Below are 11,755 nucleotides of genomic sequence, written 5' to 3'. Positions count from 1 at the left end.
GGCCGGCTAGCGGTCACCGAACGTGACGGAGAAGGCGTTAATTACGGGCTTCCAGCGTATCGTCCATCGGGTGCGGCCTGCGCCGGTCGGGTCCAGGCTGCGGGTTACAAGGTACAGGCACTTCATCGCGGCCTGCTCGGTCGGGAAATGACCACGCGCCTTGACTGCGCGGCGGTAACGGGCGTTCAACGATTCGATGGCGTTAGTCGAACAGATCACAGTCCTGATCTCGACGTCGTAGTCGAGGAATGGGATGTATTCGTTCCACGCGTTGCGCCATAGCCGGATCATCGCCGGGTATTTCGTTCCCCATTTCTCATCCAGTTCCTCCAGCGCGGCGAGTGCGGCGTCGGCGTTGGGCGCGGTGTAGATTTGTTCGATGTCCCGTTTGATCGCGTTGGAATTCGCGGGGGAGGTCAGCCGGAACGTGTTGCGGATCAGATGGATCTTATGCCGATATCGGAACGTGACTGGATAGGTGGGTCAGGCGGCTCGGCTATTGGAGGCCGGTAAGTTGATCAATCGTGTCCGCTCCGCCGTCGCCGTCGTATGACGAGTTGGTGGCGAAGGTTGCGGAGTTGACTGTCCTGTTGGAGCAGTCCTTCGTCTGGATCGCGGATCTTGAGGCCCGGTTGAAGCAGTCGTCGTCGAACTCGTCGAAGTCTCCCTCGTCGGACGGGCCTGGCCAAACCGGCGCCGAAGTCGCTGCGGGGACGGTCGGGCCGGGGTCCGGGACGGCCGAAAGGTCGGGACGGCGTCATCCTGGGACGCTTCGCGGATCCGGACGTGGTGATCCGGCATCTTCCGCAGGAGTGCGCCGGGTGCGCAGGCATCACGCCCTGTTCGTCCGCCTCCGCTACCGCCGCGACGACTACCTGCGCTTCGTCACCGACCCCACCGTCCCGTTCGAAATCAACCCGGCCGAGGTGCGACAAACGCTCCGGGCACAGCTCGCCGGCACCGGCACCGGCACCGGCGTCGACGTCAGCGAACTGGTGCCGCGCCGGCGGTGGCGAGCCATCCGGAAGTGGCGAGCAGGAACCCGCACGCCCTCGACCTCGACGACTACCTCGACGAGGTGATGGACCTGCTGACCAAGCAGCCGGCCCCGCACGAGATCCTGGTCAAGGGCGTGTTGATGCACCGCTGGGCCGAGCGCGACGGCACCTACGCCGAACTGGTCGCCCAACGTTCCAAGCCATTGGCCGGCCTTCCCGGCAGCTGATCCGCGTGGGGCCGTCAAGCTACTGGTGTCCACCTGCTGCGAAGATCACGTCGCCGGTGATCCATCGGGCGGCATCCGACGCGAGAAACACCGCAATCGGGCCGATGTCGTCAGGGGTTCCGAGCCGGCCCAGCGGGATGGCGGCGATCATCTTGGCCTCGGCAGGCCCGTCGAGGATGCCCGCTGCTCGGGTGTTTTCACCGAGAACGCCGCCTGGGGCGATGGCATTGACGCGGATTCCTCGCTCTGCGAGTTCTTTGGCGGCCACCTTGGTGATGGTATTCAGGGCGCTCTTGCTGGCGGTGTAGAGCGCAGAGTTGGGGGAGTGCAGCGTGATCCCAGCGGAGACGATGTTGATCACTGTTCCGCCGGTGATGTCTGTCTGGGCGGTGAACTCCTGTGTGGTGAGGATCGGTCCCAGCACGTTGGTGTCGAACTGCCGGTGGAATTCCTCCTGAGTTACCGCCGCCAGCGCCTGGAAGGTGAAGACGGCGGCATTGTTGACCAGGACATCGATCGGCCCAAAGGCCGATCGGGCCTCGGAAAACAGGCGTTTCACCTGGAGAGCATCGGTGATGTCGGCCTGAATCGGGATCGCCCGGCCGCCGTCGGCGGTGATCCTCTCGACAATGCGGCCGGCCTTTTCGGTGTCGCCGAGGTGATTGACTGCGACTGCGGCTCCGGCGGCTGCCAGAGAAACGGCTATCCCCGCTCCGATGCCTGTCGCGCCACCGGTGACTACGGCAGTGCGGTCCGCAAGTACGTTCACAACGCTCTAGCTCCTCGCTGACGATGAGCCCGGTCCGGCGGCACACTCTTTGCACCGGGCGGGCTGGGGCGGTGCCCGCGGTTCTAGGCTCAGGGGTGTCGGGCCGGTGCGCCGCCGCGGCGCCGCGATGGCGCACGAGGGCTGGATCGATGATCGTCTTCCTTGCGGGATATCGCCATATGATCCGCACCACCCATTTCAACATGATTTCATTGAGCCTTTTCCATCCTCAGTAGATCGGGTTCTCGACGTGGTGTAGAGCGAGGATGGCTTGCACGATCGCGGTCGTCCGGGACGGGCTACAGTGCAGCTTGGCCAGGACTTTCCAGGTCTTGAGGGTGGCGACGGCGCGTTCACCGCGAGCACGGATGCGGGCGTGGGATCTGTTCTCGGCCTTCTGCCGACGTGACAGCCGGTACCGGTGTCGTTTGAAGAGCGTGCGGACGGTGCCGCCTGCGCCTTGATATGCCTTGTCGGCGAAGGTCATCACGCTCGCGCTGGTCAGTGCGTCGACGATGCCGTGGGTTCGGGCGGCGGTCAGGGGATGGACGGCGCCGGGCAGTGCGGCCGGCGCCCAGACGAGGCGGCCGGCAGGGTCCGCGATGACCTGGACGTTCATGCCGTGCCAGCGGTGCTTGCCGGAGTAGTACGGCTTCTGATCGCGCACGCGGTCGATCGGGATCAGCGTGCCGTCGCAGATTGCGTACGCCAGCCGACCGATCCTGGTCATCGCCGCCTTCAGGTCGTCGGCGATCAAGGCGAGCAGGTCGGCGGCCTCCCGGACGTAACGCCAGGCCGTCGTGACAACGATCTCGAACCCGGCGGCTAGACGGGTCAGGGTGAGCGTCGAAGAACGAATAAGACGCTCAGGTTAAAGAACAAGCTCAGACCATGGCTATAGGCGGTAACCGAGGGATTACCCGCCAGATCGCGGTCCGTACGGTGGCTCGGCCGGTTCCCGCCTTGTGTTCTGCCACGTTACTCGGGTGGTGCGACAGCAGGGTGGCGGAGGAGGTCTGGTGGAGATCATCGGGGTGGATGGCCGGGCTGGCTATGCCTATGACGAGGATGGTCGGCTGGTGGCGGTCACGAACGCGGCCGGTCAGGTATGGCTCTACGACTACGATGCAGTCGGCCGGCTCGCCGCGGAGACCGATTTCGACGGGCGTTCACAGCACTATAGAGTATGACTCCGCGGACCGGTTGAGCGTTCGCACGAACGCGACCGGCGAGGCCACCCGCTATATCTACGACATCCTCGGTCGCGTCGTGGAGCGACGTACCGCGGGTATCGTGACGCTGTTTGAGTACGACGCGCGGGGCCACGTCGTCTCGGTGGTGAGCCCGGACGCGGAGGTCCGGTTCGAGCGGGACGGCAGGGCCGGGTGATCGCCGAGACGATCAACGGGCGCACCGTGCGCACCACCTACGACGGCGACATGGTCACCGCGCGTGTCACCCCTTCTGGACGGACGAGCGGGTGGAGCTTCGACACCGCGGGCCGGCCCGTCATGCTGTCCATCGCCGGCCACACCATCCGTTTCGACGTGGACGCCGCGGGCCGTGAGGTTCACCGGAGCACCGACGGCGTCAATGTTTTGCGGCAGGACTTCGACCGGGCCGGCCGGCTCGCTACGCAGCACATCGCCGGCGGCGCCGCCCGGGGGTTCGCCTGGGACGCCACCGGGCGCATCACCGCCATCACCGACTCACTGACCGGCGAGCGGACGTTCGCCGCGGACGATTCGGGCCGTATCCACGCGGTGCACAGCGATGGAAGACTGCTGGAGCGCTACGAGTACGACGAGACCGGCCGGCTGAGCGGTCGCGGCGATGACCGGTGGGACTTCGACGGCACCATGCTCGTCTGGTCCGGGGACGCGCGTTTCGAGTACGACGAGAAGGGCCGCCTGACGGCCCGCTTCGACGCCCAGGGCACCTGGCGCTTCGCATGGGACGCGGAGGGCCACCTCGTTCAGGTCGTCACCCCGGTCGGCGAGCGGTGGCGGTACCGCTACGACGGCTTCGGCCGTCGCATCGTCAAGCACCGCCTGGCCGGCGACGACACCATCCTGGAGGAGGTGCTGTTCGCCTGGTCCGGTGACCTCATGATCGAGGAGACCAGCGCCGGCCGGACGGTCACCTGGGAGTAACGGCCGGACGGAACAGCACCGGTCGCCCAGATCGACGACGGCCGGCTACGCACGATGATCACCGACGTGATCGGCACGCCCACCCATCTGGTCGAGGCCGATGGGCGGCTGAGCTGGTGGTCACGCGCCGACCTGTGGGGCCGGGCCAGCGAGACCGCGGCCACACCGCTGCGCTTCCCAGGGCAGTATCTCGACACCGAGACCGGCCTGCACTACAACCGGTTCCGCTACTACGACCCCGCCACCGCCCGCTATCTGAGCCCCGACCCGCTCGGCCTGGCCAGCGGACCCGACCCCACCGCTTACGTCAGCGACCCGCTGACCCTCGCCGACCCGCTCGGGCTCGCCACCTGCACACCCTCGCAGCCGTCCCTGAACCCCTTGGACCTCACCGGCCAGCCCCGGCCTCTCCCCCCGCAGGGTCCGTCCCAGCTTCCGTCCGCGCCCCTCCCGCCGTCGCCCCACGCACCCTCCTCCGGCAATTGGCTGGCAGGGACCAACACGACGTCAGCCGACCTCGTGAGAGTCTCCTCGGCGCAAAACGTCACGCTGCAGGACAGCCAGCAGGCCATGCAGCCGCTACCCGATCAGCAGCCACGCAACGACGACTTCCTCCACCTCGGTGAACAGCTGAATCCCACCCCGGACATGATCGTCCCGCGCGGTGAGGGCAAACCCGACCGTCTGCAGCCCTACGAGCCGTACGAACTGAAACCGATCCGGCTCCCCAGCGGCGAATACGTCAACCTGACCGTCAGAAACGTCGAAGGGCGCTGGTGGCGAGCAGTCGACAAGGGTCAACTGGTCGGCCCGCGACTGTCCGAGGTCAACAATACCGATACCAACGAGGGCGACCCGGAAACAGTCCTCACCACCAGCAGCCGAAACATCACCGGCGGCATGCGGAGCAGTCGGAGCAACGGCAGGTCGGATAGAAGTGGACGATACAGGCAGAATCATTCTCGCAATGTCAGCGATCCCCCTGAAATTGTAGCAAACTGGGCGCCGTCGGGAATTACGCTATACCGGGATCAGCGGCGACACATTGCGGCCCGTATAATAGCCGAAACACTTTCGGAAGTGCCCGGAGCGTTCGTCATTCACCTCCACGAGGAGCGAGCTATGGGGGTTGCTTGGTACGACTCCCACGAGGGTTTGGATCAAATTTCGCAATGGGCCTCCGGCTCTCAACAGTTCGACGCCGCGCGCGCTATCGTCTTGACTGCATGTACGACTGGCGATGATGGAAATCCCGTTTCTAGTTTCGGGCCAGAGCTGCTCTCCATTTCAATAAACGGGTCATACTTCCGCTTTCTACGAGCGGAATACACGGAAACAACCTCGTATCGGCTGATGTCGAGCCGGCCGGAAGAATGGAACGACCTGACGATACTGACGGAAACTTTGATTCAAATTTCAGTACTGGAACATATTTGACCCTGTTTGGGATCCGAGGACTGAAACTTCATATGTTCGGGTCACACGTTCTTTCGATCATCGACTGCCAGCGGCCGACGCTCCAGGAGTTTCCCATCCTTCCAGTCGACCTAGATTGAGCATCTCGACATCGGTCTCATCAACCCATGGCCCGACAACCGATACACCCGCTTCTGCCTCCACCCCGGACGGGTATTGGGAGAACTTTCGGGCGGCCGCCAGTCCCGTCGGGCCGAGGATCAACCCAAGAGGGGTTCGATTTACCGAGACAGGCACGCCTGTGCTGCCGACATGGCAAGAGGATGCGGGCGGGTCCGCCTACTCAAGCACGATTGGCGATCGGCAGTCCAGCAATGAGGATTTCACTGATCCGGCCAGTTACGAGACCCGGAAGCTTCCACCAGCGCCAACCAAAGCACCGCCGCCGCCGATCCCGGTAGTTACGCCACCGGTTACAGTGGTTACGCCACCGATCCGAGCGGTTACCCCACCGGTTCCAGTAATTACGCCACCGATCCGAGCGGTTACCCCACCGGTTCCAGCAGTTACGCCACCGATCCGAGCGGTTACCCCACCGGTTCCAGCAGTTCTGCGAGCACTTCGGGCGTTTACTCCAGCGCCCCTAGCACTTATGCCAGCCAGTCGTCCTGGACTTCCGAGGCAGACCGTCGTGCTGAGGAATACTACAATCAACAGTATTCCCAGAATCGGCAGGGTTTCACGGCGTTCGTCGATTCTCCGACGCTGGACACCGTGGCAGGGGTTGGTGACACGAGCGCGGAACTTCACGTGTTGTTCGGCAACCCGGACATTGATGCGACGAATCCGGACAGTACCCGCTATGTGGAATCGCTGGGCGAGCATCAGTGGTCCGGCCGTTTGCTGGATGTGCCGCCGGCTGCCTCGCCGCGGACTCTGGGTGATGTCCTCAGGTCCTTCCCCGGTGGGAAGGTTCACTACGGTGAGGGCTGGCACGGTGCGATAGCCCGGTTCGGCGAACTTGGCCCTGGCGGGTCCGGGATCGTGGCCTACCGGCCCGACCGCAGCAGCCGCCCCGGTGAATTCCCCGGCGAACGCCCCGTGTTCCTTCGTGGTGGCCGGCCCGGGGACCCGTTCCACGTGCTCACGGTCACCAGGACCGCGGACGGCAGGATCAGATTCACCGATCCGCAGTCGCGGGATGAGAAAGTGATCCCGCCGTTCGGGCCCGAAGGCACGGTGGTATTCGTCGACCTCAGCACGCCCGGCACCACGACCCAGGCCCCCGGCGACGGCAGCACCGACACCACCAGCGACAACGACGCCAGCCTGTCGTCGTTCCTGGAAGGCCCCGACACCACCGGCGACATCAACGTCGAGACCGGGCCCGCCGCGATCACCCGTACCTCACCGGCGGCGTTCAGCGACGTGGCGCCGGCCGCAGTCGCGAAGTCCACCGTCGAGACACCGACGGTGGGCGACCCCATCGACGTGACCACCGGCCGGATGATCCTCACCGAGACCGACGTCACCCTGCCGGGGCTGACGCTGGAGCGGACGTACCGGTCGGATTATCGGTGGGGCAGGTCGTTCGGCCGTTCCTGGGCGTCGACGCTGGACCAGGTGATCGCCGTTGATGGTGCGCAGGTGCGTTACCTTGCCGCGGACGGCTCGGTGCTCACCTACCCGTTGCCCGCGGAGGGTACGACGGTGGTGCCGGAGGTCGGCCGCGCGCTGCCGTTGCGGCGGCTCACTGAGGGTGGTTGGCTGCTCACCGATCCGGTGTCCGGTCGTATGTTGCTGTTCGCCGGGTCGGGTGGCGGGGAGTCCTTGCTCAGCGACGTCGTCGAGGGTGGCATCCGGTGGTCCGTGGAACGCGATGGTGACGGCACACCGACGGTGCTGCGCTCGTCGGCCGGCGCGACCGTCGAGTTCAGCTCGTCGGCGGGCCTGGTGACGAAACTGTGGCTGCCGGGTCCGTACGGGGATCTGGTGGCGGCCGCCCAGTTCGGTTTCGACCAGGACCTCAATCTGACCGAGGTGGTCAACTCCTCGGGCACGCCGGAACGGTTCCAGTACACCGACGGGCGGCTGGTCCGCTGGGAGGATCGCAACGGTGAGTGGTACACCTACACCTACGACGAGGCCGGCCGCTGCGTCAGCACCGATGGCAAGGGCGGCTACCTGCGCTACCAGTTTGAGTACACGCACGGCCGGACGGTCGTCACCGACTCGCTCGGCGCGGTTCGTTCGTACGAGCTCAACGACCGCTTCCAGGTGGTGGCCGAGACCGACGCGCTCGGCGCGACGACGCGCAGCGAATGGGACGCCGCCTACCGTCTCCGGTCGCAGACCGACGCGCTGGGCCGGATCATGAGCTACGAGTACGACGCCCACGGCCGGCCCACCGCGACCACGCGGCCGGACGGCAGCCGGTCGACGACCGTCTACGACGAGTTCGGGCGGGCGGTCTCCTGGACGGACTTCGACGGTGCAACCCGTACCCGCGAGTTCGGCGCCGACGGTCTGCTGTGGTCCGAGTCCGATGCCACCGGCGAGGTGATACGGACCGAGCAACTGGACGGGAACAGCCCGGGAACGCCGCTGCGGGCCGGCCCGGCGGCCACGATCCGCAACTCGGCGTTCCAGGTCACCTCGATGATGACGGAGGACGGCCCGACCCGCTACGAGTACGACGATCTCGGCCGCGTCGTCGCCACCGAGAGCGACGCCGGCTACACCCGTTTCGGCTGGACGATCGAGGGTGACCTGGCCTGGCGGGAGAACCCGGACGGCACCATCGAGGAGTACGTCTACGACGGCGAAGGCAACCTGGTCGAGGCCATCGACGCCGACGGACGACGGACATTGCGTAAGTACGGCGCGTTCGACCTGGTCACCGCCGTGACCGACGACAACGGCGCGCGCACCAGCTACGGGTACGACACCGAGTTGCGCCTCGCCACCATCACCAACACGGATGGCGAGACGTGGCGGTACACGTACGACCCCAACGGGCGGCTGGTCGAAGAGACCGACTTCGCCGGCCGCACCCAGCGCTACGCGTACGACGCCGCCGGTCAGGTCGTCGAGCACACCGACGCGGACGGCGAGGTCACCGTCTACACCTACGACCTGCTGGGCCGGGTGATCGAACGGCGCACCGGTGAGGCCGTCACCACGCTGGAGTACGACGGGTCCGGCCGGATCGTGGCGGCGGCCGACGCCGACTCGCAGATCAGGCTCGAGCACGACGCGCTCGGCCGGGTCATCTCCGAAACCGTGAACGGACAGACCGTCACCACGTCCTTTAGTGAACGATTCAGCCTGGTCACCGCGCGGACCCGGCCGTCCGGCGCCGTGACCCAGTGGTCATACGACGAGTCCGGCCGGCCCACGGTCCTAGCCGCTGCCGGGCAGCGACTCGACGCCGACCGGCTGACGGCCGAGGCGGGAGTCGCCGGGCGGGCTGCCGAGCTGGAGGGTGAAGCCGCCAGCTACACCCTCGACGCCCTGGGCCGGCCGATCACCCGGACCGACGCGACCGGCGAATGGCGCCTCGCCTGGGATCATCAGGACCGGCTGGTCGCGGTCATCACCCCCACCGGGGACCGCTGGCACTACCAGTACGACGCGTTCGGCCGACGAATCGCCAAACAACGGCGCGGCAGGACGGGCGCGGTACTCGAGGAGATCGAGTTCGTCTGGTCCGGTGACCTGCTCATCGAACAGAGCCAGCGCAAGCGCGGCGGCCAGCCGATCACCTCGACGTGGGAGTACCACCCGAAGCTGGCTGGCCCGGTCGCCCAGATCATGGACGGCACCCTGATCGCGGTGGAACCCGCCGCGACGAACCCGGACGTTGCCGGGTGGGCAGCCGGGGGCCGCTACCACGACCCGGAAACGGGCCTGCAGTACGACCGTTCCCGCTACTACGACCCAGCCACAGGCCGCTTCCTGCAACGACCGACAGCCCCCCTGCCGGCCGTCTGACCTTCACACCAAGCACCAGAAGAAAGGACTCCTTATGGACGTCGACGCCGCACGGGCACGAGCCACCGAGGCGCTCCGGCAGGCCGAGCAGGGCGGGCACCCGCTCGCCCTGCTCGATCCGGACAACCCGATCGAGCACGAGTGGTGCTGGCTGTTCCCTTTCAACACCGTCCGGACGATCGAGACCGGCGACTTCTTGGACAGCCTCGCCGTCGGCCCGCTGGTCGTGCCGAAGAACGGCAAACAGCCGTGGATCGCGCCCTCGAGCCCACCCGTGGAGAAATGGCTCAACGCCTACGCGGACCGAACCAACCTGACACCGCTCCCCATTCCCGTGATCTGAGAGGGCGGTCCGTGAGGTTATGCCCGGTTCTCGGTGAGGGTGAATAGGCCGGGTTGGCTTTCGGTCAGGATGTGTCGGTTGACCAGGCGTTTGAGCTTGGCGCGGATGCCTTCGGTGTCCTTGGGCTCGGTGCCGATGCCCAGCGCGAGGCAGACGTCTTTCGCCCGCAGAGCGCCGCGTTCCGGGGTGAAAACGGCGAGGATCCGCTGATAGGACTCGCTGATGACGACCGGCTCGGATGCGGTCACCTCGTCTGCGAGGATCTTGGTCAGGGTTTGGCGGGTGGTCGCCAGGTCGGCCAGCTCAGCGTCGATGGCAGCCACCTCGGCGGCGAGCTTGGCCTGCTGCTCGCGCAACTGGTCGCGGGCGGCGGACGCGGCGGCTTCGCGGCCGGCGATCAGGTCGAGGACGGTGCTCGTGTTCACGCGCGGGTCACCGCCAGGACGGTGTGCTCGTGCCGGTCAGCCGGCGCACGAGGTTGGCCGCCGAGGCCCACAGGGTGCGTGACACCGACGATTCGGGACGGCTCTCGTACTCGCGGACCAGGCGCCGGTGCAGCATCAACGTGCCGTTGATCTGTTCGACCACCCACCGCTTGGCGATCGGCACGAACCCCGGCTTCGTGTCGGAGCGCTTGACGACCTCGACGTCGACGCCGAGCAGCGCGCCGTGGATGCCCAGGTCGTGTTTGAAACCGGCGTCCACCCAGGCCAGGGTGACGGTCGGACTATGCTCGACGACCTTGTCCAGCAACCGGACACCGATCGCGGTGTCGGTGACGCTCGCGGCGGTCACCACCACCGCGATGATCAACCCGAGCGCATCCTCCGCGAGACCGCGTTTACGGCCCGGCACCTTCTTGCCGGCATCCTTGCCGGTGGTCACGGCCGGCACGTGGTTCGCGGCCCGGATCGACTGAGTGTCCAGCACGACCGCGGACGGATCTTCGCGTCGGCCGGCCTTCTCCCGCGCCTGGCACCGCAGCAGATCATGAATGGCCTGGTCCGTGCCGTCATCACGCCACAACGCGAAGTAGTAGTACGTCGCGGACTTCGGCGGCAGGTCATGCGGCAGATACGCCCACTGACACCCGGTCCGGTTCTTATAGAAGATCGAGTTCAGGATCTCCCGCAACGAGTAGCGGCCCTGATGCCCCGACACCGACGGATGCTTCGCTTTCCACGCGTCCAGGAACGGGCCCACCACCGCCCACTGCTCATCGGTGAGGTCACTGGGATACGCCTTTCGTTCGCCCATGACCAGCTCAACCCGCACCCCGGCCGGTCAGACATCGGCACCGCTCGAAGGTCACGACATCGAGCGATGACGAACTACGGAAAGCTCACAAACCGCCCTCTGATGAGAGGGCGTTCCGTGGCGAAGGATGAGTAGGCGGGGTACCTGCTATTTGGTGACACACGGACGTCCGACATCGTGGTGCCCTCCCACCCTGGAACATACGTGACTTCGTCGCCGCCATCCGGCGTCGGGCACGCCTGACCGACGTGGCTCGGGTCATCGCACGTGCCTGCGATGAGGAAGTCGATCCCGAGGGGGTTCCGCCGCTGCTCATGGAGGTCGTGCTCGGTGAGATCGAGAGATTGGCGAAGGCGATGATCGACCAGATACTAGAAAACGGGTTCGGCGCACCTCGATCCGAGACAGACTGCGAAGTTGGCCTGGTTCCTCGGTTTTCGAGTCACCCGAGGGCACTCCCACCGGCGCGCTCAGACCCTGGTAAATAAGGGTTTCAGGTGCGGTGGTGACGGGCCAGGCGTCGGGTCATGATGATGATCATGGACCACTGGACCATCGCGGCGTGATGTTGTGGCAGTCGTTCGTAGTCGCGGACGGTG

At 66.1% G+C, this 11,755-nt stretch carries 10 protein-coding genes and 3 pseudogenes; 8 read left to right on the top strand and 5 right to left on the bottom strand.

Going from position 1 to position 11,755, the window contains the following annotated elements:
- Positions 1 to 6: 6 nt before the first annotated feature.
- A pseudogene (locus QSK31_RS44755) lies at positions 7 to 465 on the bottom strand (transposase); the annotation flags it as partial.
- A gap of 59 nt (positions 466 to 524) precedes the next feature.
- Between QSK31_RS44755 and QSK31_RS49345 the strand changes: the two are divergent.
- From QSK31_RS49345 to QSK31_RS44740, 3 genes and pseudogenes are all read left to right on the top strand, one after another.
- A pseudogene (locus tag QSK31_RS49345) lies at positions 525 to 680 on the top strand (DUF6444 domain-containing protein); the annotation flags it as partial.
- 141 nt (positions 681 to 821) lie between these two features.
- Positions 822 to 1,082: a hypothetical protein gene (locus tag QSK31_RS44745; protein ID WP_285691186.1), complete on the top strand. Its 261-nt coding sequence runs from the start codon at positions 822 to 824 to the stop codon at positions 1,080 to 1,082.
- Positions 1,028 to 1,225 carry a hypothetical protein gene (locus QSK31_RS44740; protein ID WP_502873112.1) on the top strand — a complete coding sequence of 66 codons (198 nt, stop codon included), beginning with the start codon at positions 1,028 to 1,030 and terminating at the stop codon, positions 1,223 to 1,225. The genes QSK31_RS44745 and QSK31_RS44740 overlap by 55 nt, the downstream gene beginning before the upstream one ends.
- Positions 1,226 to 1,244: 19 nt before the next feature.
- Here the strand turns inward: QSK31_RS44740 and QSK31_RS44735 are convergent, their stop codons facing one another.
- Both QSK31_RS44735 and QSK31_RS44730 read right to left on the bottom strand, forming a co-directional pair.
- Positions 1,245 to 1,994, bottom strand: a complete 750-nt coding sequence (locus QSK31_RS44735) for an SDR family NAD(P)-dependent oxidoreductase (protein ID WP_285691184.1) — start codon at positions 1,992 to 1,994, stop codon at positions 1,245 to 1,247.
- Positions 1,995 to 2,223: 229 nt separating this feature from the next.
- Positions 2,224 to 2,835, bottom strand: a pseudogene (locus tag QSK31_RS44730) (transposase family protein); the annotation flags it as partial.
- Between the two features lie 178 nt (positions 2,836 to 3,013).
- Between QSK31_RS44730 and QSK31_RS44725 the strand changes: the two are divergent.
- The 5 genes from QSK31_RS44725 (at position 3,014) to QSK31_RS44705 (ending at position 9,899) form a co-directional block, all read left to right on the top strand.
- Positions 3,014 to 3,184 carry an RHS repeat domain-containing protein gene (locus QSK31_RS44725; RefSeq protein ID WP_285691183.1) on the top strand — a complete coding sequence of 57 codons (171 nt, stop codon included), beginning with the start codon at positions 3,014 to 3,016 and terminating at the stop codon, positions 3,182 to 3,184.
- Between the two features lie 195 nt (positions 3,185 to 3,379).
- Positions 3,380 to 4,147, top strand: a complete 768-nt coding sequence (locus tag QSK31_RS44720) for a hypothetical protein (protein WP_285691182.1) — start codon at positions 3,380 to 3,382, stop codon at positions 4,145 to 4,147.
- A 54-nt stretch (positions 4,148 to 4,201) separates the two neighbouring features.
- Entirely contained in the window at positions 4,202 to 5,584 is a 1,383-nt protein-coding gene (locus QSK31_RS44715; RefSeq protein WP_285691180.1) for an RHS repeat-associated core domain-containing protein, read from the top strand.
- A gap of 1,023 nt (positions 5,585 to 6,607) precedes the next feature.
- Positions 6,608 to 9,556, top strand: a complete 2,949-nt coding sequence (locus QSK31_RS44710) for a DUF6531 domain-containing protein (RefSeq protein WP_285691178.1) — start codon at positions 6,608 to 6,610, stop codon at positions 9,554 to 9,556.
- 34 nt (positions 9,557 to 9,590) lie between these two features.
- Entirely contained in the window at positions 9,591 to 9,899 is a 309-nt protein-coding gene (locus tag QSK31_RS44705; protein WP_285691176.1) for a YrhB family protein, read from the top strand.
- 17 nt (positions 9,900 to 9,916) lie between these two features.
- Here the strand turns inward: QSK31_RS44705 and QSK31_RS44700 are convergent, their stop codons facing one another.
- On the bottom strand, positions 9,917 to 10,324 hold the full coding sequence (locus QSK31_RS44700) for a hypothetical protein (RefSeq protein WP_285691175.1): 408 nt from the start codon (positions 10,322 to 10,324) through the stop codon (positions 9,917 to 9,919).
- Positions 10,325 to 10,331: 7 nt separating this feature from the next.
- Positions 10,332 to 11,156, bottom strand: coding sequence for an IS5 family transposase (locus tag QSK31_RS44695; protein ID WP_285691174.1), 825 nt, complete (start codon positions 11,154 to 11,156; stop codon positions 10,332 to 10,334).
- Positions 11,157 to 11,755: the final 599 nt, after the last annotated feature.

It is taken from the genome of Actinoplanes sp. NBRC 103695 (assembly GCF_030269485.1).
Classification (GTDB): domain Bacteria; phylum Actinomycetota; class Actinomycetes; order Mycobacteriales; family Micromonosporaceae; genus Actinoplanes.
Note: the sequence above shows the minus strand (reverse complement) of the source record. Positions and strands in the feature narration are given on the sequence as shown.

Coding starts and splice junctions, on each gene's coding strand:
- QSK31_RS44715 (WP_285691180.1), top strand. CDS start 4,202: ATGATCACCGACGTGATCGGCACGCCCACCCATCTGGTCGAGGCCGAT.
- QSK31_RS44705 (WP_285691176.1), top strand. CDS start 9,591: ATGGACGTCGACGCCGCACGGGCACGAGCCACCGAGGCGCTCCGGCAG.
- QSK31_RS44695 (WP_285691174.1), bottom strand. CDS start 11,156: ATGGGCGAACGAAAGGCGTATCCCAGTGACCTCACCGATGAGCAGTGG.